This window comes from Solibacillus sp. FSL W7-1472, from assembly GCF_037969775.1.
GTDB lineage: Bacteria > Bacillota > Bacilli > Bacillales_A > Planococcaceae > Solibacillus > Solibacillus silvestris.
Map to the genome: position 1 here is coordinate 1848564 of NZ_CP150208.1, position 24124 is coordinate 1872687.

Annotated in this window: 20 protein-coding genes and 1 riboswitch; of the genes, 9 read left to right on the forward strand and 11 right to left on the reverse strand. The window is 39.4% G+C overall.

Annotated elements, in window-relative coordinates; all coding sequences use genetic code 11:
• Positions 1-141 precede the first annotated feature (141 nt).
• Positions 142-1383, reverse strand: coding sequence for an erythromycin esterase family protein (locus MKY07_RS09115; protein WP_339264521.1), 1242 nt, complete (start codon positions 1381-1383; stop codon positions 142-144).
• Positions 1384-1706: 323 nt separating this feature from the next.
• Between MKY07_RS09115 and MKY07_RS09120 the strand changes: the two genes are divergently transcribed.
• Positions 1707-2270: a glutathione peroxidase gene (locus MKY07_RS09120; RefSeq protein WP_339264522.1), complete on the forward strand. Its 564-nt coding sequence runs from the start codon at positions 1707-1709 to the stop codon at positions 2268-2270.
• Positions 2271-2317: 47 nt separating this feature from the next.
• On the opposite strand, the gene MKY07_RS09125 is transcribed toward MKY07_RS09120, so the two are convergent.
• On the reverse strand, positions 2318-3142 hold the full coding sequence (locus tag MKY07_RS09125) for a Ku protein (protein WP_008407087.1): 825 nt from the start codon (positions 3140-3142) through the stop codon (positions 2318-2320).
• A gap of 103 nt (positions 3143-3245) precedes the next feature.
• Here MKY07_RS09125 and MKY07_RS09130 point away from each other — a divergent pair, with 103 nt between their 5' ends.
• Positions 3246-5087: a DNA ligase D gene (locus MKY07_RS09130; RefSeq protein WP_339264523.1), complete on the forward strand. Its 1842-nt coding sequence runs from the start codon at positions 3246-3248 to the stop codon at positions 5085-5087.
• Positions 5088-5156: 69 nt separating this feature from the next.
• Here MKY07_RS09130 and MKY07_RS09135 read toward each other — a convergent pair whose 3' ends face one another.
• The 4 genes from MKY07_RS09135 to MKY07_RS09150 form a co-directional block, all read right to left on the reverse strand.
• Positions 5157-5312, reverse strand: a complete 156-nt coding sequence (locus tag MKY07_RS09135) for a hypothetical protein (protein ID WP_014823888.1) — start codon at positions 5310-5312, stop codon at positions 5157-5159.
• A 134-nt stretch (positions 5313-5446) separates the two neighbouring features.
• Positions 5447-5620 (reverse strand): hypothetical protein, encoded by a 174-nt coding sequence (locus MKY07_RS09140; protein ID WP_008407084.1) that lies wholly within the window; start codon positions 5618-5620, stop codon positions 5447-5449.
• A gap of 127 nt (positions 5621-5747) precedes the next feature.
• On the reverse strand, positions 5748-6083 hold the full coding sequence (locus MKY07_RS09145; RefSeq protein ID WP_339264524.1) for a L,D-transpeptidase: 336 nt from the start codon (positions 6081-6083) through the stop codon (positions 5748-5750).
• A gap of 233 nt (positions 6084-6316) precedes the next feature.
• On the reverse strand, positions 6317-7210 hold the full coding sequence (locus MKY07_RS09150; protein ID WP_339264526.1) for an AraC family transcriptional regulator: 894 nt from the start codon (positions 7208-7210) through the stop codon (positions 6317-6319).
• A gap of 242 nt (positions 7211-7452) precedes the next feature.
• Here MKY07_RS09150 and MKY07_RS09155 point away from each other — a divergent pair, with 242 nt between their 5' ends.
• The 4 genes from MKY07_RS09155 (at position 7453) to metA (ending at position 13783) form a co-directional block, all read left to right on the forward strand.
• On the forward strand, positions 7453-7878 hold the full coding sequence (locus MKY07_RS09155) for a thioesterase family protein (RefSeq protein ID WP_339264527.1): 426 nt from the start codon (positions 7453-7455) through the stop codon (positions 7876-7878).
• Between the two features lie 120 nt (positions 7879-7998).
• Positions 7999-11745 (forward strand): AAA domain-containing protein, encoded by a 3747-nt coding sequence (locus tag MKY07_RS09160; protein WP_339264528.1) that lies wholly within the window; start codon positions 7999-8001, stop codon positions 11743-11745.
• Positions 11746-11760: 15 nt separating this feature from the next.
• Positions 11761-12504 (forward strand): nucleoside-diphosphate sugar epimerase, encoded by a 744-nt coding sequence (locus MKY07_RS09165; RefSeq protein ID WP_339264529.1) that lies wholly within the window; start codon positions 11761-11763, stop codon positions 12502-12504.
• Between the two features lie 72 nt (positions 12505-12576).
• A riboswitch (SAM riboswitch) is annotated at positions 12577-12684 on the forward strand.
• Between the two features lie 157 nt (positions 12685-12841).
• Positions 12842-13783: a homoserine O-succinyltransferase gene (metA, locus tag MKY07_RS09170; protein ID WP_014823882.1), complete on the forward strand. Its 942-nt coding sequence runs from the start codon at positions 12842-12844 to the stop codon at positions 13781-13783.
• Between the two features lie 51 nt (positions 13784-13834).
• Here the strand turns inward: metA and MKY07_RS09175 are convergent, their stop codons facing one another.
• The 4 genes from MKY07_RS09175 to plsY form a co-directional block, all read right to left on the reverse strand.
• Positions 13835-14605: an ABC transporter ATP-binding protein gene (locus MKY07_RS09175; RefSeq protein ID WP_014823881.1), complete on the reverse strand. Its 771-nt coding sequence runs from the start codon at positions 14603-14605 to the stop codon at positions 13835-13837.
• A 125-nt stretch (positions 14606-14730) separates the two neighbouring features.
• The gene (locus MKY07_RS09180) at positions 14731-15357 is read right to left on the reverse strand and encodes a YitT family protein (RefSeq protein WP_339264635.1); all 627 of its coding nucleotides are present in this window, start codon (positions 15355-15357) and stop codon (positions 14731-14733) included.
• Positions 15358-15503: 146 nt separating this feature from the next.
• Complete coding sequence (locus MKY07_RS09185) at positions 15504-15794, reverse strand: HesB/YadR/YfhF family protein (protein ID WP_008408787.1); 291 nt, start codon at positions 15792-15794, stop codon at positions 15504-15506.
• Positions 15795-15904: 110 nt separating this feature from the next.
• A complete protein-coding gene (gene plsY, locus MKY07_RS09190) occupies positions 15905-16507 on the reverse strand; it encodes a glycerol-3-phosphate 1-O-acyltransferase PlsY (protein WP_008408785.1) in 603 nt (200 codons plus the stop codon).
• Between the two features lie 304 nt (positions 16508-16811).
• On the opposite strand from plsY, the gene parE reads away from it, so the two are divergent.
• Positions 16812-18785, forward strand: coding sequence for a DNA topoisomerase IV subunit B (gene parE, locus MKY07_RS09195; protein WP_008408783.1), 1974 nt, complete (start codon positions 16812-16814; stop codon positions 18783-18785).
• Complete coding sequence (gene parC / locus MKY07_RS09200; protein ID WP_339264530.1) at positions 18785-21214, forward strand: DNA topoisomerase IV subunit A; 2430 nt, start codon at positions 18785-18787, stop codon at positions 21212-21214. The genes parE and parC overlap by 1 nt, the downstream gene beginning before the upstream one ends.
• A gap of 223 nt (positions 21215-21437) precedes the next feature.
• On the opposite strand, the gene MKY07_RS09205 is transcribed toward parC, so the two are convergent.
• The gene (locus MKY07_RS09205; protein WP_014823877.1) at positions 21438-21578 is read right to left on the reverse strand and encodes a hypothetical protein; all 141 of its coding nucleotides are present in this window, start codon (positions 21576-21578) and stop codon (positions 21438-21440) included.
• A gap of 735 nt (positions 21579-22313) precedes the next feature.
• On the opposite strand from MKY07_RS09205, the gene MKY07_RS09210 reads away from it, so the two are divergent.
• Positions 22314-24059 (forward strand): methyl-accepting chemotaxis protein, encoded by a 1746-nt coding sequence (locus MKY07_RS09210; protein ID WP_339264531.1) that lies wholly within the window; start codon positions 22314-22316, stop codon positions 24057-24059.
• Positions 24060-24124: the final 65 nt, after the last annotated feature.

The following is a 24124-nucleotide window of genomic DNA, read 5'->3' on the forward strand; positions in this document are numbered from 1 at the left end:
TTCCTAATATCAGTACACAACAAAAATGATGAAAAGATAAAAATATTAAAGCGAATCTATCTTTCCTTAATACGTTATATCACAGCGTTTCAACAGAGCCTAAAAATAAAAAGCAAGCCATACGATCAACGTAGGCTTGCTTTATAAAGGTTTTAAAGCTTTCGTCTGCTCAATGTAAATAAATGCATTGTATCTTGAACCAATATTGGATGGAACATAATTTCCGTATACTTCATATTCAGGATGATAGACAACACCAATTGCACGATGCCCAATCCGATCATTGAATAATTTCCGATTCGCATCAGTAAAAATCAGTATTTTATCTTGTCCGCCAGCTGCGTGGAGCTGTCCTTCCCATGTGTTGAGTTTGGAAGAGGGAACTTGGATTATTTGCAAAGGATCTCCCCAGCTGTCAGCAGCGATGACCGTACCTTCATACGTCCCGAAGCCGATCGCAAAAGTATTGTCCATTCCATATTGTTCACGAATAAGTTGACCGACGTTGATCATCTGATCTTCTTTCATGCTTGTGGCGGATGCATCTCCGATATGTGTATTATGTTCCCAAATAATGATTTTTGCATCATCACCGTGATATTTCAATAATTCATTGATCGCTTCCACCATATGTGAATCGCGTGTATTCCACGAGATTGCATCCTGCATCATTTCGCGGTAATACGTTTCAGCATTTTTCGCGACAAGCGCATTCATCATGACATTTAAATCTTCCTCATGTTTATTCGAGTACTGTTCCTTGTTATTTCGCAGTGATTTCAGCAAATCTGTTACTTCACGGACACATTCATCCGTAAATTGAGCAGTGGAAAGGGCATAATGTTCGGGCGTTCTGTTGTAAGGTTCAAAGCAGGAAAATGCCTTCTTTGCGTGCTCAAAATCTGCTTTATACTTAGGGTTTTCAGATAAAAAGTGTATTACTTCATCCATCGATTCAAAGAGACTGTATAAATCAATACCATAAAACCCGACTTTATTGCTCAATGTGTCATTTTTATCCTTTAGCCACTCTACGAATTCTTTTACTTCTTCATTTGCCCACATCCATTGCGGCCAACGGTTAAAAGATTCCTTTAAAATTGTTGTGGCAGTTGCATTGTCATCTTCATAACCTTTTACATAGCGGTTTACTGCCTGTGCAGATGGCCAGTCTCCTTCAACAGCGATTATATTAAACCCTTTTTGATTGATCAGAAGTTTAGTTAACTCTGCGCGGACTGTGTAAAACTCCGATGTACCGTGCGACGCTTCACCGATCATCACAATTTGGGCATTTCCAATCGATTCGACAATTTTATTTAAACCATGTTCGTTAAAGGGAAGGGCGTGCTCTTTTATTGCAGCTACCAGTTTTCTTGGCATCTTTTTTTCGCTCCTTTCATACAACGTTATCTTTCCCGTACTACTCATATGAATACCCAGCTGCGTGTAAATTACTCGGGAGCATATTAAAAAAAACAAAAGAAAATTATTTTGTATAAATATAAAATAATTGGTGATGCTAGTAACGATGGTCGGTTAGCCATCGAATGATTTTGGCGCATGATTCCTCGTGAATCCAATGCGCCTTTAATTTTGCTCATTAAATCTTAATCTTTTTACAACTTTCAGGTTAGTAATTTTGTACTTCGTAGAATTTTATAATATGATAGTTTTATACTAACTGAATTAGGGAGAATGACTTAATGAGTATTTATAATTATTTAGTGAAAAAAACGAACGGTGAGATCCTGTCAATGGAAACTTATCGTGATCAAGTGATGTTAATTGTGAACACGGCAAGTAACTGCGGATTTACTTTTCAATATGAAGACATGCAAAAGTTATATGAACGCTATGCAGCAAAAGGGTTCACAGTACTATCATTTCCATGCAACCAATTTGGCGAGCAGAACCCGGAAGACGGAGAAACGTCCGCAAGACAATGCAAGCTACAGTTCGGTGTTACATATCCAGTATTTGATAAAATCGATGTGAATGGCAGAGAGACTCATCCGCTATTCAACTACTTAAAACACGAGGTTGATTGTCCGGAATTTGTACGTGATACAATGCAGCAAAAACATTTGTACAATACAATTCAAACAAACTATCCTGATTATTTAATCGGTCGCAATATTCGCTGGAATTTCACGAAGTTCCTAGTAGACCGAAACGGCCGTGTCATTCAACGTTTTGAGTCGGATGCTTCATTCCTGGATATCGAAAATGCGATTGAACAGCTTTTGGAAACTGCAGCTGTAAAATAATCACATTACAAATAAAGCCCATTCCTTCAATGGAAATGGGCTTTATTTTATGCATTCTTTTTTGTCCTTGTAGTGGTTGCACGTTTTCTCGTTTTCGGCTTCTTCGTCTTATCCAGGGATGCTTGTAATGCGGACATTAAATCGGTCACATTATCAGGCAGCGGTCGTTTTTCGTTTGCCACAACCGTACTTTCCGTTTTCTTTTCCTCGATCAGCTGCATGAGCGCTGTACGGTAATCATCCGTATATTTGGTTGGATCAAACTCTGTTGTCAATTGTTCAACAAGCATAAGGGCCGTATCCAGTTCCTTTTGCACGACTGCTTCAACACTTGGTATATTCGGTACATCCCCGACATCTCGCACTTCATCCGGGAAATGAATGATCTCCATAACTAATGTATTTTTATAGACACGGACAATGGCCAATTGCTCTTTTGACCGGATCGTAATTTTAGCGACACCGATTTTACCTGATTCCTCCAACGTTTTTCGTAATAGGACATAAGCTTTTCCACCTGTATTATCAGGTGATAAATAGTATGTTTTTTCAAAATAAATCGGATCAATTTCTTCCAGCTTAACAAAATCTATAATCTCTACGGATTTGTCCTCATTTTCTTTACGCAAGTTTTCCAAATCCTCTTCATCCAAAACGACGAATTTGTTCTTTGTATATTCGTATGCCTTTACGATATCTTCATCCTTTACTTCGGCCTGACATCCTTCACACACCTTTTTGTAGCTGATCGGTGTATGGCATTCCTTATGGAGCTGCCGAAGTTTAACGTCTTTATTTTCAGTTGCGGCATGTAGCTTTACGGGAATATTTACTAAGCCAAAACTAATACTACCTTTCCAGACAGTATGCATGTTGTCACCTCATTTTTCCTTACTATGGGACTAAAAATTTAATTTATGTATTGTCTGCGAAAAAAAACAAAGCATAAATATAAAAATGAAAGTTGGCCTATATGTGAAACCTATGTTATTAACCGATGTACCGGATATTCCATTAGGTGACGATTGGTTGTATGAGGCAAAGTATGACGGTTATCGCTGTATTTTAGTTTGGGACAAGGGTAAAAATATTCCTGAGCTGAAAAGCCGAAATGGGAATGTATTAAATGAAAAATTTCCAGAAATCATTCGTTTCTGTAAGAGTATTTATGCTGAAATCGAACCATATTTACCGCTGATTTTTGACGGAGAAATCGTTTATTTAATCAATCATTTTCAAAGTAAATTCTCGTTTGTGCAAAAGCGCGGAAAAATGACGAATCAAAAAAATATCGAATCGAATGCAAAGACATTTCCATGTCATTATATTGTGTTTGATTTACTGAAATTAAAAGGGAAAGATAAGGGAAATAGCCGATTAACAACAAGAAAACAATTATTATCCGATCTTTTTGAACGGCTCAATTTACTTGACACTGTTCAATATAATGATTCAAAGAGACTTCAAGCGATTGATGTATTTGAAGATCCGCATTTACTTTGGCAAAAAGTAACGTCCCATAATGGGGAAGGGATCATTGCGAAAAAGCGCAGCAGCAAATGGCTGGAAAATACGAGAACGAAAAGCTGGCAGAAAATAAAAAACTGGAAACATGTAAATGTCATCCTCACGAAATTTGATCAATTAAACGGTTTTTTTAATGGTGCAATCTATCAAGAAGACATGCTTATGGAAGTGGTTTCGTTTAAACATGGTTTGTCCGAGGAAGAAAGCAAAACATTGATCGCCTTTTTTAAATCGAAAGGGACAGTGAAGGAGAAAAGTATATTCGAGATTCCCCCTTCAATTTGCGTAACCGTTGCCTGTATTGATTTCGATGGCAGTAAACTGAGAGAGCCGCGCTTTCATTCGTTCCAACATCATCTGGACGTTACCGAGTGCAACTGGCAGCAAATGCAGAGACAATTAAACCCGATTCCGGAAAGTGTCATCGTCACCCATCCGGACAAACCAGTTTTTCCTGCTAGCCATATTACAAAGGATGACTATTTGTATTATTTACAGACGGTAGCGCCCATGATGATGCCTTTTCTGCAGGACCGGTTATTGACGGTCATCCGTTATCCGCACGGAGTACCCGGTGAAAGCTTCTACCAGAAAAACTATATCGAAAACTTGCCGGAATTTATCACAACTCAGTTAGTAGACGACACCCATTTTATCTTGTGCAATAATCTCGAATCCCTACTGTGGTTGGGAAATCAGCTCGCTTTGGAATTTCATATTCCGTTTCAGCCGGTCACTTCAGAACAGCCGACAGAAATTGTATTCGATTTGGATCCACCTTCCGTTCATGAATTTGGATTGGCGGTAGATGCTGCTGTAAAGTTTAAAACGATAATGGATTACTTTAAACTGACAAGCTTTATCAAAACGTCTGGCGGAAAGGGCATGCAAATCTATATCCCATTGCCACTGCACACATTTTCTTATGAAGATACGGGTGTATTTACCGAGTTTATATGCCGATTTCTCGTACAGCAATTTCCTGATTCGTTTACAATCGAGCGGATGAAGAAAAACAGGGGTAAAAGGCTGTATTTGGATTATGTCCAGCATCGGGAAGGCAAAACGATTGTGGCACCATATTCACCACGCGGCAATAATAAAGGATTAATCGCCACTCCATTATTATGGGAAGAAGTAAACGAAGGATTAACGCCTGATCTTTTCACGATTCCAAATATAATAAAACGTCTGGAACGCATGGCGGATCCTTTCAAAAATTTCAGGGAAGTGGGTGAGCGGCAGCCATTCCGAGCTGCTCTAGATCAAATAACTGGGAAACAAGTGTAGCTGGTAGCACCAGCAGTCAACTTAGAAAAAAGCCTTCCGCAAATTATGCGAAGGCTTTTCTTCTATACATTAAGAAGGATTAATCACTATAGGAGCATCCTCATGGTGGTTTGAATGACTTGGGGATAAGTCATAAGCAATCAGCGTAACATTTAATTTTTGTTCCAGTTGCTTAATTGCCTCGAGTTTATTCAAATCCAGTTCTGCAAATTTTGTTTCTTCCACAATAATCACATCCTTATTACAGTATAGATGTAGTATGAAAATTAAATTTATATTTATCCGTTATGTATGTAGGACAAAATAGCGATTCAGTAAATTTGGCAGAAAAAAAGAGAGATAAAAATATCTCTCAAGCCTCAAGAATTAATTGCATTATAGTTTAATGGATGAAGAATATTAGTAAATACGTCCTTTTTTACAATAAAATATGTTTTCTTATTATATGTAACGACCACTTGCCCTGGTTTAACAAATACTTTAGCTGTCTTTAAATTAGCATATGGCACACCTAATAATTTTGAAATGTTCATGATAATTACCCCTTTTCAAGTTTCTATTTTTGTTATTCCCAAAATAATAATAGTTTTAAACTATATTAGATAAATTTATGCTAGAAATAAGGTTCGAAATTCAAGGTAAGTCAATGATTTTACAAATTTAATTATGAATAAAAACCTTCGTACCAATGGTTACTCTAGATGACAATTCTAGAACATCGTGATTAAACATTCTAATACATCCATGTGAACGATTCTTACCAATTGAAGCCGGGTTATTCGTTCCGTGTATACCATAATGAGGCTTTGACAATCCCATCCAAAGCACTCCGAATGGTGCAGGAGGATTAAGTTGTTTATTGATGATCGTGTATGTACCAGAAGGTGTTGGGGTTAATATTTTGCCAACTGCAATCGGGTAAGCTTTTATAAGTTTATTGTCATCCATTAGCTTTAATCGATGTTTTAAAGTGGATATGTCGATCCATATTGCCATGAAGATCAACTCCAATTTTAAAATAGTATGAAGCAATATAGATATCAGTTAATTCGAGGAAACCATTTTTGTCGATCTTATTCCTTGGCGAATTTAAAAAGACCTGAGCAACGACTCAAGTCTATAAACCCTTATTCTAATATATGCTGCTTAACCCAAAATAATTACATGCAAACCAGTTCATTTTTTACGTAATATTAGAGGTGAAATCGTTGGAAAAGCTTATTCGGATTTTATTTTTGAGACTTCACTACCGGAATATAGATATCGCAAATTTTCCCTTCATCAAGCATGCAACGGTCATCGTATAGTTCAAAGTCATTACAACCTGGTGCATACTCGAACCCCGACTTAGGAAACCATTCATTAAAAATATAATTCCATGTTCCCTGAATGGCAGCTACAAAGTTTTTATCATCAGAAGGGGGTGTAGAAAATACGGCATAAGTTGCGGGAGATACTTCACAAACATGGTATTCGTCATCAATTTTTGCCCCAGCTTTTGGTTCGACCCCGATTACATATTCAAATTCTCCGGTTGTCGGGTCTTCCGGGTAGCATACCCCATATTCATCGTGCTTTTTAATAAAGTTTTCCGAGTGAAGTTTTTCCATTTTTCCGCCGCTCATATAGTCATCCCAAAAAGCTGGGATTGCTGTAGAGTTTTCTCCGCCAGTTGACGTTGTTTTAATGGCATATCCGGCAAGTTTAATAGCAGGCAGTGTAACAAATTTAGGTTCCATAACAATTCCTCCGATAAAGTATTTGTACGTACAGGTTAAGCTTGGCGGGAATGGTCGGCCACAATCCGCATGCAAACGGTAAGTTCCTGGTGAACAGCCGTAATAACGCCGAAAAGCTTTACTGAATCCAGAGTGTGTCTCAAACCCATATTCCACTGAAATATCGAGAATCCGTTTGCCTGAAGAAAGTTCATGTGCAGCAAAGGCAAGTCGTCGGTTCCGGACGTAGGTCATCACCGAATATCCGGTACCCCATTGGAATACCCGGCTGAAATGCCAAGTTGAATAACCCGCTTGTGCAGCCAAAATATCCGGACTGATATTTTCAGTAATATTTTCATCGATAAACTCTAAAATCCCCTGTAAAGTTTCTACTGTGTCCATTTATATCCCCCTAGCTGTATAGTCATTCGTACAGTAAAATCAGTATACCAGAGCTCTGGAGGAAAACTGTTCCAAAATTGCTGTATTTGGAAATTAAAAGAAAAAGTAAAGAAGCGTGATGATATTGAATTACTGGTTTAGTTTAAACACTTCATCAATTACCCTATTTAAAACAGCATATCGATTTTTTATCCTTACAACTCAATCATTTTAGCGCTATAATACCTCTAGAGGTGAAGAGAATGTATATTTCAGAAACAACAGTAGAAGTGCGCTATGCGGAGACCGATCAGATGGGTGTAGTTTATCATGCCAATTACATCATTTGGTGCGAAATCGGGCGTTCACAGATTGTGAAGGATTTAGGATTTAATTATGCGAAGCTTGAAGAAGACGGGTATTTATCGCCTGTTATGGATTTCTCGATTCAATATAAAGCGGCGATGCGCTATGGACAAACGGCGACCGTTCGCACATGGATTGAAGAACATACGAAGCTTCGTACTACATATGGCTATGAAATTCTGCATGAAGACGGCACCGTTGCCGTAACGGCGAAGTCTCAACATATTTTAGTGAAAAAGGAAAACTTCCGTCCGGTCGCATTGAAAAAGATTGATGCTGCTTGGGATGCCAAATATGCGGAAGTTGCGAAAATTCAAAGTTAATCGACATGTCCTGTTAAATTGATAACAGGGCATTTTTTCTTTATCGAACAGACGAATATTGTTATAATCATATACGACCTAACGGAACTGTATATAAAAAACTATGAGGGAGGTGTGTTCATGGCACCAAAAACAATCGCGAATATTCAAACCCGCTGTCATATTTTATTGACGAATACGGCACGTGAAGCGATGAAGGAGCATGTTCCAGATGAACACGCCTTTTTTAATTTACAGCAATATTTCATTGTCGCGATTGAGAAAGTATCAGTCGATGCAGAGCAGACGCATTTGACCATCTTTTTCGACAATGAAAAAAATGTAAAGCTTAAAAACAAGTTTGAAGAGCGCGTTGTCATCATGGACTGTGTTTTCGACCCGAAAAACGGACTTGTAGCGAAAAGTTTTCGAACACGCGGCAAAGGGACACCAGTTGTCACAAATCGCCGCGCCACGATGAAAATCCGCTTCGTTGCCTCCCGTATTAGCGGCCATACATACCAGGAGCCGTTTCTAAAGGCAATTGACGAATTGCCGATTGCACAGGAACGCTTTGATTATGTCAATAAGCGAATCAGCAGCTGGGAAGGCTATTTAAAAGTATTGAACAAAAATGCGGACATTGAAGATATTCACGCCCGTTTTTCAAGTGTGACGTTTGATGCCGACTTTTCTCATATGACCGTCCGAATTAATAACCTTGATAAAAAGCAGTGGAAACAGCTGGAGGGGCTAAGTGCGCGTTTACGCGGCTATATCCAGGAAATCGGAGATGTTGCCAAAATCCGTCGTAACGAGAATACCGTCGAAATTGCGTTAAAACCGTATTACAGTAATTTAGCGCGGAAAAATGAGCTTCAGTTCCAATCAGAAGACATCGAATTCTCCAATGCTGCAACGAAATCACAGCTAAAACGCCTTTTAAAAGGGTTTGAACGTTTAAAAGAAGGATTGGCCGCAAATGCGAACCTCGAAACGATTCTATTTGAAGATAAACCAGTCATTGCTGAACGCAGACAAACGATTCCTCTAGATTTTCATAATCGGCTGAATCCTTACCAGCAACAGGCAGTCGAAGGGGCGATTAGTTCCGAAGATCTGTATGTCATTCAGGGTCCGCCGGGTACTGGTAAAACGACAGTTATTTCGGAAATTTGCTATCAAAATGCAAAGGCAGGACTGAAAACACTTGTTGCTTCCCAATCAAACTTAGCAGTCGACAATGCATTAAGCCGGCTTTTATCAAACAAGGATATCCGGATTTTACGCTACGGTCGTACAGAAAGCATTGAAGAAGAAGGGAAAAAGTTCATTGAGGAAAATGTTGCGACCTATTGGCAGGAGCAGACATTCGAAGCAATTGGCCATGAAATTTCGCTGCATGAACGAAAAGAGCAGCTTTTAAATAATGAGATCAATGAGGCTCAAAATGAAATTGCAGCGCTTGAACAAAAACAAAAAGAGCTCGAACTGCAAATTGAACAAAAAGAAGCGGCAAAAGCCGAATTGCATGTTTTGGCCGATAAGATCCTGGCATTGAAAAAAGAACTGACTGAATGCAAAAAAGAATTGGAAGACAATGAACGCAAACTGGAAAAACTGCAGGCAACACAGAGCACAGTAGCAGAAACCGTTGCGAATTTTGAACAGCAATTAAAAGACGGCTCGACTGTCGAACAACTGACTGAACAAGCGCAACAGTTAAAAGAAGCGAGAGAAAACTTCCAGCAGCAACTTACGCAAAGTCACTATAAAGCGCAACTTGAACACTTCCAGCAGCGCTTTAATGGGATCAAAACGAATATCGAAAAGGCAAATGAAACGTCACAGTATGATTTGCTCGTTGATAAAATTGCCTCTTTGAAAAAAGTGTACGAAATTGAGGAGTTCATGAGTGAATACAATATTCGCCGGAACTATGCAATGGACCGTTTACTTACAGCGCTTGATCGAATTCAGCCGCAAATGGAGCAGTATAAACCGATTAAAGATGTGAAGGAACGTCTGGAAAAGGCATTGCATTACAGTGAAACGGCGTTAGGTATTCATGTAACACCGGACAGGCTGGATATGGGCCATCATTATACGCTTGAAGAAATTCAGGAGTTTTTGACGAAGCTTAGTATCGCTTTTCGGGACCGTCGGGTTAATGCTCAAAACGGAACCCGCTCCATTCAGGGTATTCATTTGCGCATGCAATATATCGAGCAGCTGAACAATAAATATATGGATGCGATCCGTGAAACCGTGCTTATTTTCGAAAAGTTGAAAGAGGAAATCATTCTTCAGTTTAAAGAGCAAAATGATGTGAAAGCACAGCATCTTCAGCAGCTGGAAGAAGAGGCAACAGCGGTAAAATCCCAAATGGATGCAATCAATGAAAAAATTGATCCATCGATTACGCTGAACCATTCCACGGACGAGCTGGAAGAACTGCTCGCAACAAATGAACTGGATCAGATGAAAACTGAAACACAGCGCCAAAACCGTGAAAAAGTGGAGCTTCAACTGAACAAAAAGGCGGAGGAGCTGGCAGTTTTAAATGAACAGATTGCCCTTGGTACTGAGACTGTCGAACAGTTAACAGTTCGCTTTAAAGGGATCAACAGCGAAGGCGTCCAGCTTGAAAAACGCCGGACAGAGCTGGAGCAGCTGACAAAGCAGAACCCTGAGCTAGCGATCATCGAAGTAAACGAAAAGATCGAACAGCTTACTGAACAGATTGCGACTCTAGAAGTGAAAATTAGTTTGCTTCCGGTAACAGCGGAACTTCAAAACGAATGGCACGGCTTATTGAAAAATGCCAATGCCCATGACTTGGAGGAAATCCGCAAACTGTATGTGAAACACGCCAATGTCATCGGAACAACATGTGTTGCTTCAGCGAATAAAGAGTTTATGGACAACTATCCGACATTTGATGTTGTCATTATTGACGAAGTTTCGAAAGCAACACCACCTGAACTGTTACTGCCGATGTTAAAAGGTGCCAAAATCATTTTAGTTGGGGATCATCACCAGCTGCCGCCACTTGTCGGGGATGCGACGTTTGAAGAGACATTGGAGCAAGTTGTGAAGGAAAGTACAACATTTGAAGAAAAACGGGAGCTTGAAAAGTTACTGGAAGAATCATTGTTCGAGCGACTTTATAACAATCTGCCGTCACAAAACAAAACAATGCTCGCACTTCAATATCGTATGCATAAAAATATTATGTCAACTATCACACCGTTTTACGAAAATGAATCCGAACAGCTGCAATGCGGGTTAGAGGATTCGGATGCCGTACGTGACCATTTCCTTGAAACATCCAAAATTACGCGGAAACACCATTTACTATGGTTCGATATTCCGAACAAAAAGCCGTATTTTGAAGAGCGTATGAAGGAAGGTTCGAGTCTATTCAATTTGGCTGAGCTGGATCAAATTAAACAGCAGCTGCTTGAATTGAATGCAGCGACAGAACAAGCGAAAGCACAAGGATTGATTCCGCAGGACGCATTAAAATCGGTTGGCGTTATTTCTTTCTACGCGGAGCAAGTAAAACGCATCAACCGTTTGATCGAACAGGAAATCAGTGTACCGCATTTACACATCCGTACAGGATCCGTCGATAAATTCCAGGGGATGGAGATGGATGTGATTATCGTCAGCATGGTGCGGAATCATGACAATGAGCGCGGAGAAATCGGGTTTGCGAAAGATTACCGACGCCTGAATGTTGCATTATCCCGCGCACGGGAACTGCTCATAATGATTGGCAGTACCGAAATGTTTACAAAGCGTCCAAAGAGCGCGAAAACACGGGATATGTATGCCCATGTATTAACGACAGTAAAAGAGCAAGACGGCTATTTTGCTGTGTAGAAACAGGGGGATTGAATGGATTTACAAAGTAAAGTTATACAGCTGCAGAAAGAACTCATCCAAAACCCGTCCATTGAAATAAAAAAGCAAATGCAATATGCTATTCCGATTCACACATTGGAAGTAAAATATCATCCGGTGATGCGCAATGCGATGGATATTTTAATGAAGATGATGCTCATTTCATTTGAGAAGGCAAAGCTGAAAAATGTTGAGTTATTAGCCGAAATTTTGTTAGTGGAACCGTTATTTATTCATGATTTAACGAATAAAATGTTACGACTGGGTATGATTGTGAAGGAACAGGAATTTGCACTTACCGCTAAGGGTAAGTCACAGCTGGAATCGGGCATTTTTGAAGAGGAGCTTGAAGAAACAAGTTATTTTATTCAATACAGCCCGATCCATGAGCAGCCACTGGATGGTGATCTGGAGGAATTTGCGGATTTGGAGGAGTTTCCGGAGCCTTTCCCGACAATCGAAACGGAAGAAATCGAAGCAATTGAAGAAGCGGTGCTGATTGAGTTCATTCAGCAGCAACTATCCGAACAACCGGTTGCGGAAGATGAAGTACCGCATTATATTTCAAGTGTTGTTTCGACGGAATCGATCCAGATTAATGATATACCGGTCCTATGTTTTTTGCTTTTCGATCAAAAGGAAAACAGACATTTTATGCGGGTATACAATACATTGACACGTGTATGGGATGAACAGCTGGAGACAATGTTATTCAATATAGAAAAAGAGCAGCTTTAGTAAGCGTGAAATAATATTTTTAGAATTATTGCAAAATTACAAAGTACATGATACACTAATGACAATTTAATAGTCTTATCAAGAGAAGCGGAGGGACTTGGCCTTATGATGCTTCAGCAACCTCTAGTTCAACTAGAAAGGTGCTACTTCCAGCAAGGTGTGAACCTTGGCAGATAAGAACGGGTAAAAAGGCCCCTCTCATTTCTGTTTTTGCTGGAATGAGAGGGGCTTTTTATATTGTTCTGGAACAGTTTGTTTCAATCGTAAAACAATGCATTGCCTGAAAACTACAGATTATTAAAAGATTGCTGAAAAAGTTTATGAGGGGGAAAGTGGAATGCCGATTAATATTCCGAAACATTTACCGGCGGGAGAGCTGCTTAGAAAAGAGAAGATTTTCGTTATGGAGGAAGACCGTGCGAAAACGCAACAAATTCGACCGTTAAATATTTTAGTGTTTAATTTAATGCCTGAAAAAGAAAAAACCGAACTGCAGTTGCTGCGTTTACTCGGGAATACACCGTTACAGGTAGATGTGACATTTTTAAACACGGCTACATACGAATCAAAAAATGTTTCCAAATCACATTTAGATACATTTTATCGAACATTCGACCAAGTGAAGCACCGTCGCTTTGATGGGCTCATTATTACAGGAGCGCCAGTAGAGAAAATGGATTTTGAAGATGTTGGATACTGGAATGAGATTACGCATGTTATGGACTGGGCAGATGAACATGTCACTTCGATTATGTATATATGTTGGGGCGCCCAAGCTGCCTTGTATCACCATTTTGGCATCGGAAAATTCGAATTGCCGAAGAAATGCTCCGGTGTTTATTCCCATGTGATTACGGATTTAACAGTAGATTTAGTGCGGGGATTCAGTGATGAGTATGTGGCACCTCATTCACGCCACACGTCGGTTTCAATTGATGAAGTGCGGGCACACCCTGACTTGCGACTATTAAGCTATTCGGATGATGCAGGCGTGTTTATTGTGCAATCGAAAAACAATAAACATATTATGATTACAGGGCATCTGGAATATGATGCAACGACTTTATCGGATGAGTATTTCCGCGATATTGAGAAAGATCCGGACAATACGGAAATTCCGATCAACTATTTCCCGAATAACGACCCGTTGCAGGCACCGAAAAATGTTTGGCGTGCCCATTCGCATCTGTTGTTCTACAACTGGCTGAACTACTACGTATACCAAGAAACGCCGTATGAATGGCATTACGTCGATGAAAATATTGAATATCATATTTAATTTGTGTAAATGAAATGAACCAGCAGGAGGTGGACTCCTGCTGGTTCATTTTTATTTAATTGCAACCCAGGCACGTTCGCGTTCGATCTGCAAACTAATTTCCCGCCCGAAGAAATCGCTTAATAATTCGTCTGTTAAAACAACTTCGCGTGCATTGGCTTCGACATTTTTTCCGTCTTTCATTAAAAGTACATGGCTAAAACAAGGAAGTATTTCTTCTACATGATGCGTCACGTAAATTAGGGTAGGGCCGTTTTCTGCTTGTGCAATCTGTTCTATTGTTTGCAGCAAGTTTTCCCGTTCGATTAAGTCCAGACCGCCACATGGCTCATCCAATATTAAAATTTCCGGATCAGCCATAATGGCCCTTGCTATTTGAACACGCTGCCGTTCACCTTGAGACAAATGCTCGAATGATTTATTTGCTAAATGGTCACAGTGAAAATGCTTCATAATAGAAACCGCATGGTCAATTTCTTCTTCCGTCACATCATTGAAAAGGCGAAGGGCACCGAATTTTCCGCTGAGCACGATTTCAATTGCATTATCCTGCCAGTTGAAGTTATCGATCATCGCATTGCTGACCCAGCCGATCCGCGTCCGCAGTTTCGGTATATACGTCTTGCCATATGTTTCACCCAGTACTTGGACCTTACCTTCATTTGGCCAAATATAGCCGTTAATAACTTTCAGCAACGTCGTTTTGCCGGATCCGTTTAACCCTAAAATAGCCCAATGCTGTCCTTTTTGTACATGCCAGCTTAAATCATTTAAAATCTTTTTGTCATTACGATATAAATGGATATTTTCAATATGTATCATTTTAAAAACACCTCCACTTACTACTATGCACCTTTTTTCATTGTCGTGAAAGTATTTTTTGAAAATTGTAACAATTTAAATGTAAAAAAAGAAAGCAAACGCATAATGCTTGCTCTCCTCATTATTTATATAACAATACTTTCGACACCTGCTGCGCGGTGGAACAGCTTTCCGTTCCATTTGAGTGCCCATTGTACGACAGGCCCTAAGCCGAACGCCATAAATACAGTACCGACTCCGACTGGTCCGCCCAATACAAAACCTAATACAGCAACCGTTACTTCCATTGTCGTCCGTGCGCGGTTGACACTCCAGCCGAGGCGATGCACCAACAGCAGCATTAATGTATCACGAGGTCCTACACCGAGGTTTGCTACCATATACATCCCGCAGCCGAAGCCGAGCAGGACAACGCCAACAACAAACGCCAATGTTTGTTCTAACAGTGTATTCGCATCCGGTAATACTATCAAAAATATATCAATAAAAATCCCTGTCAGGAACATGTCCAAATAAGTCCCTGCTTTTGGCAATCTTTTTGTGAAAAACGTATCAACAGCCAGAATTAGCAAGCCCAAAATAATGGACCACATACCGACCGTCAAGCCCAAGTTTTTTTGTAGTCCGATATGAAGGACATCCCATGACCCAACGCCCAGTATTTGTCCTTTGATCGTCAATGCGACGCCTAATGATAAAACAATGATGCCTGCAATAAAAAATACGCAGCGCCAATAAAATTCCTGTTTCACTTTCACATGTAATCCCTCATCAATCCTCAATATAATCCTTACTCATTATAACGATTGAATCGGCAAAAATGGATTTACAATAAATTCGAAACATTTGAACTTTTTGAGCTGCAAATAGACCCGATTAGAATAGGGAATATAGGTATTTAATTTTCATATGAATAGCGCAATTCATCGGACGAATTGTCGACATCTACAACTAAATGATGTTCATTAAAAAACCATTCATCGGATTTTTCGATATAATAATGAATGCCTTCAACAACTGTTTCAACGCCTATTTCATGCGGCTGTTCCCGGGTCATGCCTAACGAAAAACCTTCATGAAAAGGTGAAGAACCTCCATATCGTGCATAAAAGCGAATAAAATCGCCTTTTTCTACTTCCATCTCTTGTTTAAACCAATTGAGTGCTTTTTCTGATAGTTTGATTTCCATATGTTTCACCTCTATTGCCATTATGCAGTAAATAAAAAAAACTTACAAAGCTCGCGTTCTGAATTTCAGGCACAAAAAAAGACTGAAAGGAAACCCCTTCAGTCAACAGTTTAAAATCCTTTAATTTTCGGTTCAGTACCGGCTTTAATCCGCTTAATATTTTCACGGTGACGGTAAAAAATAAAGCCTGCCAAAACGACAACTAAAATGAGTAATGCATATTCACCTGTCAGCATCCAATGAACAATTACATAAATAACGGCCACAGCGGATACAATCATAGATGACAAGCTCACCATCTTAGTTAACTTTAAGGCGATGACAAATACGATGATTAAAATTAAAAATAACGGTAAATTATAGCCTAAAATAACACCGCCGCTTGTAGCAACCGCTTTCCCTCCACGGAAGCTTGCGAAAATCGGGAACATATGGCCTGCTGCTGCAATCACACCCAAGAATAGCGGGTGGACAGTGCTGTCTGCAAAAAACGGCAATAACGGTAGCAATACCGCAGCCGTTCCTTTTAATATATCAATAAGCAATACGGCAATACCCGGTTTTTTACCTAATACCCTAAATGTATTGGTCGTTCCTAGATTGCCGCTGCCTTGTTGTCGAATGTCCGTTTTGTAAAAAATTTTGCCAATCCACAAAGCTGATGGAATGGAACCGATTAAATAAGCACAAATAATAATTAACGCGTTGATCAAGTGTTGTGCTCCTTTCGAATTCAGAATTACTACTTGGTACTAATAGTATGTATCGAATATTTTACAATGTTTTTTAATAGAAGGAAAGAGGTATTATTTTTTCGTCCATCGTGAAAAAACAGGGAAAAAGTTACATTTTATTGTTTGCTACTAAAGGATATGCTTTTAAACGTTCGTTTTTGATGATACAATTAATCTTTGCAAAGCCTAAATCAGTACCTTTAAACATTGACATCATGCATATTTGAGCGTACGATTAGGTAGTAAATAGAACGTTTGTTTGTATTTTTGGAGGGGATTACATTTGGTAAAAAACCAAACCGGTATTTCGTATAATGAAGATGCCATTCAAGTATTAGAAGGTTTAGAAGCCGTACGCAAAAGACCAGGGATGTATATTGGTTCTACAGATAGTCGAGGTCTTCACCACTTAGTGTATGAAATTGTAGACAATGCAGTGGATGAAGCGCTTGCTGGATATGGAAATCATATCATCGTGAAGATTCATGAAGATAACAGTATTAGCGTGCGTGACCATGGTCGTGGTATGCCAACAGGTATGCATAAAATGGGTAAACCAACCCCGGAAATTATTTTCACCGTCCTTCATGCAGGCGGAAAGTTTGGACAAGGCGGCTATAAAACAAGTGGTGGTTTACATGGTGTTGGTTCATCTGTTGTAAACGCCTTATCATCATTTTTGGAAGTAACGATTTACCGTGATAACCAAATTTATCGCCAGCGCTTTGAGCAAGGCGGGAAACCGGCGACATCGCTTGATATGATCGGGAAAACGAAGGAAACAGGAACACTTGTACATTTCCTGCCGGATCCATCGATTTTTTCTGTCATTAAATATAATTATGATACATTGGCAGAGCGCTTACGTGAATCTGCATTTTTATTAAAAGGATTAAAAATTGAACTGATCGATGCCCGTGGAGAAGGACAGCATGAAATTTTCTATTATGAAAACGGGATTGAAGCGTTCGTCACATACTTAAACGAAGAAAAAGACGTATTACATCCGGTTAAATATGTAGAAGGCACAATTCAAGAAATTGAAGTGGAGTTCGCACTGCAATTTAACGACGGCTATTCCGAAACGATTTTATCGTTCGTCAACAATGTCCGTACTCGTGATGGGGGTACACATGAAACAGGTGCCAAAACAGCTCTGACACGTGTATTTAATGAATACGCCCGCAAAATCGGATTACTGAAAGAAAAAGATAAAAACCTGGAAGGTACCGATATTCGTGAAGGCCTGACAGCAATTGTTTCTGTCCGTATTCCTGAAAATCTGCTTCAATTTGAAGGTCAGACAAAAGGAAAGCTTGGTACATCTGAAGCTCGTTCAGCCGTTGATACCGTTGTTTCAGAACAATTAATGTATGTGCTTGAAGAAAATGCCGAGCTGTCGGCTTCTTTAGTGCGTAAAGCAATTCGTGCCCAACAAGTGCGTGAAGCAGCACGTAAAGCACGTGATGATGCCCGTAATGGGAAAAAGAAAAAATCAAGTACTCTTCTGTCTGGTAAGTTGACACCTGCACAGTCGAAAAATGCTTCAAGAAATGAATTATACCTAGTAGAGGGTGATTCTGCGGGTGGTTCGGCTAAGCAAGGTCGTGATCGGACGTTCCAGGCGATTTTGCCATTGCGCGGTAAAGTCATCAATACCGAAAAGGCAAAGCTGCAGGACATTATGAAAAATGAAGAAATCGCAACGATTATCCATACGATCGGTGCTGGTGTCGGAGCTGATTTTTCGGTGGAAGATGCCGCTTACGATAAAGTTGTCATCATGACCGATGCCGATACAGATGGTGCTCACATTCAAGTATTATTGCTGACATTCTTCTACCGTTATATGCGTCCGCTCATCGAAGCAGGAAAAGTATATATTGCGTTGCCGCCTCTTTATAAAGTATCAAAAGGATCCGGCAAAAAGCAGGAGCTTATGTATGCTTGGACAGAACAGGAGCTGAGTGCAGCTACGAAAAAAATCGGCAAAGGCTATATTATTCAGCGCTATAAAGGGTTAGGTGAGATGAATGCCGACCAGCTTTGGGATACAACGATGAATCCCGAAACACGTACATTAATCCGCGTTAAAATTGAAGATGGTGCTCGTGCAGAACGTCGTATTACGACATTGATGGGCGATAAAGTAGAGCCCCGCCGTAAATGGATTGAATCAAACGTCAACTTCGGCATGGAAGAGGATGCAAGCATTTTAGAAAATGAATTCATCCAGCATGAGGAGGTTAACGAATAATGAGTTTTGTAGAAAAATTTCAAGATTTGCCTTTAGAAGAAGTAATGGGTGACCGTTTTGGTCGCTATTCCAAATATATTATTCAAGACCGTGCATTACCGGATACACGTGACGGGCTAAAACCTGTTCAGCGTCGTATAATGTATGCGATGTTCCATGAAGGTAATACTTTTGACAAACCGTTCCGTAAATCGGCAAAAACAGTCGGAAATGTAATCGGTAACTATCACCCGCATGGAGATACTTCGGTGTATGATGCAATGGTCCGTATGAGTCAGGACTGGAAAAGCCGTCATATGCTGGTAGAAATGCATGGTAACAACGGTTCTGTCGATGGGGACCCGCCAGCCGCAATGCGTTATACGGAAGCGCGTCTATCGGCAATTGCCGCTGAACTGTTACGTGATATTAACAAAAATACAGTAGAATTTGTCCCGAACTTTGATGATCAGGATATGGAACCTACTGTATTGCCATCTCGATTCCCAAATCTGTTAGTTAACGGCGCAACAGGGATTTCGGCTGGTTATGCGACGGATATTCCGCCACATAATTTGCAGGAAGCACTTGATGCGGTTTTAATGCGTCTGGATAACAAAAACTGTACAGTCGATGAACTGATGACCGTTATTAAAGGTCCCGATTTTCCGACAGGCGGTATTATTCAAGGTGTTGACGGCATTAAAAAAGCGTACGAAACAGGAAAAGGGAAAATTATTGTCCGTTCACGCACAGAAATTGAACAGCTAAAAGGCAATAAAGAGCAAATTATCATTACAGAAATTCCATTTGAAGTAAATAAGGCCAACATGATTCGTAAAATGGATGAGTTGCGTGTAAATGACCGCCGTTTAGACGGCATTTCCGAAATTCGCGATGAATCGGACCGTAATGGTTTACGAATTGTTGTGGAGCTGAAAAAAGATGTACCTGCACAAGGGATTTTAAACTTTCTATTAAAATCAACAGATTTGCAAGTTTCGTATAACTTCAATATGATTGCGATTCATAACCGTCGTCCAATGATGATGACACTGCCGCTCATGTTGGATGCGTATATTGATCACCAAAAGGAAATTGTGCGCCGCAGATCCCAGTATGACTTGACGCGTGCAGAAGATCGCTTACATATCGTTGAAGGTCTGATGAAGGCCCTATCTATTTTAGATGAAGTGATTGAAACAATCCGTGCTTCAAAAGATAAACGCGATGCGAAAAATAACATTATCGAGAAATTCGGCTTTTCGGAAGAACAGGCAGAAGCAATTGTCAGCCTACAACTTTACCGTTTAACGAATACCGATATTACACAACTGCAAAAAGAACAAGATGAGTTACATGAGCTTGTTGTGAAACTGAAAGCCATTTTAGAGGATGAAAAGAAATTGATCCGTGTTATTAAATCTGAATTGAACGACATTAAAAAACGCTTTACTTTACCTCGCCTTTCTACAATCGAAGCAGAAATCGAAGAGATTAAAGTAACGCGCGATGTATTGGTGCCGAGTGAAGAAGTTGTCGTAACCGTGACAAAGGACGGCTATGTAAAACGGACAAGCCTTCGTTCACACAGTGCTTCAAACGGCAAAGATTTTGCGATGAAGGATTCCGATTACTTGCTGTACGAAGCTAACTTAAATACGCAGCATCATTTACTCCTGTTTACGAGTAAAGGGCACTACATTTACCAGCCGGTACATGAGCTGCCAGATATTCGCTGGAAAGATCTCGGACAGCATATTTCAAGTATTGTGCCAATCGATTCAAACGAAGAAATTATCGAAGTCATCGGTATTGAAACGTTCGATCAGCCGAATGTGTATGTATTTACGGCTACAAAAGAGGGGCAAATTAAGCGTTCGGCACTCGCCGATTATATCGTCACTCGTTATTCGAAACCGATTAAAACAATGAATTTAAAAGGTGAAGACGAGATGATTTTTGCCCGCCTTGTTACAGATCAGGAAGAAGTATTGCTTTCTACGAACACGAGCTATACAATTCGTTTCCCTATGGAAGATCTTCCGGTAACAGGGGTAAAAACGGCAGGAGTTAAAGGAATTATTGTTAAAGAGGGCGAGTATCTTGCGGCGGTTGCATTGTTAAAACCGGATCAGGAACAAGAGCTCGTAATCGTAACACAGCGTGGTGCCGTCAAACGAATGTTATTATCGGAACTTGAACTTGGCAACCGTGCAAAACGCGGCGTCGTCATTTTAAAAGAGTTGAAATCGAACCCGCACCGAATTTTTACAATTTTAGTTGTCAACTTTAGAAATACTTTTACTATTGAAACAGAAAAAGGCGTCCAGGAAACGATCTCTGTGACATCCTTAACGAGAGCGGACCGTTATTCAAATGGTTCACTGCGGATTGATACAGAAGGCGATGGGGCAATTAGCCGCGCCTATGTGGAGAAGACAGAGTAGGGATTCATGTATATTAGCTGGAATCTAAACATAAGATAAAAGTAATTCATTGACATGGAAGGCATACTTTCATACAATGAAGTTAGTAAGATTCATGCGTGATGGATCTACAGTAGTACAGAGCGGTTGGGTGGCCCCCAATCGCTTTTTTATTTACCCTTTTTGATTGTTGAAATTAAAAACACCACCTAGATGGCGAGTCTAAGTGGTGAAAATAAATTTTTTACAGCATCATTCGGAAAAAACGATAAATTGTATCGACTAGACGAAATAGATCAGTCACATAGCGAAAAATGGCGAGTTTTTCGTTACGCTTTTTTTCCGAAACAGCCTTAGCCTTTTCTTTGCGTGATGGATAAGACACAGTAGTACACCTCCTTTACAAAAGGAGTCAGCTGGATGCTGCTTTTCTATTGTACCATGAAATATTGAAGAGAATATTACTGTTTTTAATAGAAAATTATATAAAAAAAGCGTCAAAATCCGGCAAGAAATCCTGCGGATTTTGACGCTTTTTTTATTACGGAAGTTTTTACATAAGTCCACTTTTGTAGATGGTAAGAGGATACTTTTTTGCTTAAACGCACCGACCGTAATACCCACCTATAAATGTAAAGCATTCTTTCATGTAAACTGGACGACATGCTGGACGTTTTAGGAAGCTAAGTATACCTGCGAGTATAAACCCGTAAGTATCTCCACTTCAGCTAGCTCCATTTACATCGTTCCGATCTGTTCAGAAAACATAGCCATGGTCAATTGGTGCTATTCGTTTTTAAAAATACCCGCTGTAATCATATTCGGTAAGTTATATATATAATAACAGGTTGGCCACTTAATAAGTATTTATACCCATTAATTATAAAAACAATATAAATTCATATTGATTCAAATGACTTATTACACTCGAATTTTAGTAGGTTTAATGATATAGTTTCTAAGTTGCAAATACTATCTTGAGTTGTGTTTTAAAGTCGATATTATAGGTCAAATGGGAATTTAATTTTTTGGTGAGAAATCAGCCGGAAATTTACTAATATAGTAACTTACATATGTATCAGATTAAAGGCAACTCAAAATAAAAAATGAGGAGTTTATTATGTTCAAAAATATGACGTTCTTTAAACGGAGCATGCTATCAACGGTTTCAGGGATTATACTGATTAGCATTTTTTTAATTGGAGTTAGTTATTTAATCCAAGGTAGCCTTTTAAAGGATCAGTTAAGAAGCCAAACAAAAGCCATTTCAGAATCATGGTATGAGCAAATGGAAGGCTCGGATATTGCAGACTTAACGAAAAACCCGGATATCACAAGTAAAACACATGTGGAATATACAGATATGTTCGATAAAATGAGCGAATACAATCCTTCTGTATCACATGGTTATATTTTTGGTACTGAATTAAGCGGTGCGAATGGTAATGAAACATCATTAATTTCTTTTGATTCAGAATTATGGGAAGCCTTCTCTTCTGAGGGAATGGTCGTTGGTGATATGTATGAACAACCGGGCTTAGTAGTAGAGGGACTTAAAAAGTTAAAGGAAACCAATGAACCCCAATTTACTGAAGTATACAGCGATGATTTTGGTACATGGTTAACATTTATGTATCCAATCTTTGATAGTAATAATGAGCTGTTCGCTTATTATGCAATTGATGTAGATGCGTCTAGTATCAATAAAGGCCAAATGGATTTATTGAAATTGTCGCTTCTTGTTTTAGCGGTATTACTTGTTCTATTTATTTTAGCTCAGTATTTTGTTATCAAAAAGCAATTAAAGCCACTGCAATTCCTATTGGTTGGTATTAATAAAGCAAGCAATGGTGACTTGAAATCAGATTTACCAGAAGGTACAGATGAATTGGGTACAGTAAACGCGAGCTTCAACAACATGATCGGATCCCTGAATAACACGGTAAGCGGGGTAAGTGATTCAGCATCCAGCCTGAAAGCAGGTGCTATGGACTTAGAAAGTTCGTTCAAAGCGACGTACGAATCATCGGAAAAAATTACGAACTCAGTAAACAGCATGCAAGTAACTTTAAAAGGTCAAGAAACCTCAATTGAAGAAGCAGCATTTTCTATGGAGGATATGTCTAAGCAAGTACAGGATATTGCAACAAACGTGTCTGATGTTTATAGATATTCTGAGGAAGTAATGTCATTTACTGAAAACGGTAAAGAGTTAACAGATAAAGTTTCAAATCAAATGGAATCCATTAATGTGGATGTTGAGGAATCGAATAGAACGATTCAAACTTTAGTACAACTATCTGACGAAATCGGCTCTATTTTAACAGTAATTAATTCAATTTCAAGTAATACAAATTTACTTGCATTAAACGCAAGTATTGAAGCCGCAAGAGCTGGAGAACATGGTAAAGGGTTTGCGGTAGTGGCTCAAGAAGTTAAACAGCTATCTGAACAATCCGCGCAATCTACAGAAGACATTCGAGAATTAGTGAATCGGGTACGCACATCGGTTCGAGAAACTGAAACGGTTATGTCTAGCATTCAAAAGGAAGTTTCAGCAGGTAAGGAATTAACTGTAGAAACAAGTGAAATGTTTAATAAAATCCTTAATTTCAACAATGATATTTCAGCTAAATTACAATCGGTCTCAGGGTCGGCAGAAGAAATATCGGCAGGTGTAGAAGAAACAACCGCTATGATGGTTACTCTTTCTTCTAATGCCAAAGAAATTTTAGAAGGCTACGAGGGTATTGTTGAAAACATTGAAGATCAGCAAACGGCTCTAGGTACAATCGGCGGTATGTCAGAGAAGCTAATTAATACTTCTGAGCACTTGGAAGATATAGTTAGCCAATACAATAAGTAAAAACAAACAGGGGATTCTTCAAAGAATCCCCTGTTCTAAATAAATAACTTTTACAGCAGTCAAGG

What these genes read in the sequence shown, in the direction of transcription:
- MKY07_RS09165 (WP_339264529.1), top strand. Translation starts at nt 11,761, where the DNA reads ATGGATTTACAAAGTAAAGTTATACAGCTGCAGAAAGAACTCATCCAA.
- MKY07_RS09115 (WP_339264521.1), bottom strand. Translation starts at nt 1,383, where the DNA reads ATGCCAAGAAAACTGGTAGCTGCAATAAAAGAGCACGCCCTTCCCTTT.
- MKY07_RS09210 (WP_339264531.1), top strand. Translation starts at nt 22,314, where the DNA reads ATGTTCAAAAATATGACGTTCTTTAAACGGAGCATGCTATCAACGGTT.
- MKY07_RS09140 (WP_008407084.1), bottom strand. Translation starts at nt 5,620, where the DNA reads ATGAACATTTCAAAATTATTAGGTGTGCCATATGCTAATTTAAAGACA.
- MKY07_RS09175 (WP_014823881.1), bottom strand. Translation starts at nt 14,605, where the DNA reads ATGATACATATTGAAAATATCCATTTATATCGTAATGACAAAAAGATT.
- parC (WP_339264530.1), top strand. Translation starts at nt 18,785, where the DNA reads ATGAGTTTTGTAGAAAAATTTCAAGATTTGCCTTTAGAAGAAGTAATG.
- MKY07_RS09145 (WP_339264524.1), bottom strand. Translation starts at nt 6,083, where the DNA reads ATGGCAATATGGATCGACATATCCACTTTAAAACATCGATTAAAGCTA.
- MKY07_RS09150 (WP_339264526.1), bottom strand. Translation starts at nt 7,210, where the DNA reads ATGGACACAGTAGAAACTTTACAGGGGATTTTAGAGTTTATCGATGAA.
- MKY07_RS09120 (WP_339264522.1), top strand. Translation starts at nt 1,707, where the DNA reads ATGAGTATTTATAATTATTTAGTGAAAAAAACGAACGGTGAGATCCTG.
- MKY07_RS09125 (WP_008407087.1), bottom strand. Translation starts at nt 3,142, where the DNA reads ATGCATACTGTCTGGAAAGGTAGTATTAGTTTTGGCTTAGTAAATATT.
- MKY07_RS09160 (WP_339264528.1), top strand. Translation starts at nt 7,999, where the DNA reads ATGGCACCAAAAACAATCGCGAATATTCAAACCCGCTGTCATATTTTA.
- MKY07_RS09185 (WP_008408787.1), bottom strand. Translation starts at nt 15,794, where the DNA reads ATGGAAATCAAACTATCAGAAAAAGCACTCAATTGGTTTAAACAAGAG.
- MKY07_RS09155 (WP_339264527.1), top strand. Translation starts at nt 7,453, where the DNA reads ATGTATATTTCAGAAACAACAGTAGAAGTGCGCTATGCGGAGACCGAT.
- metA (WP_014823882.1), top strand. Translation starts at nt 12,842, where the DNA reads ATGCCGATTAATATTCCGAAACATTTACCGGCGGGAGAGCTGCTTAGA.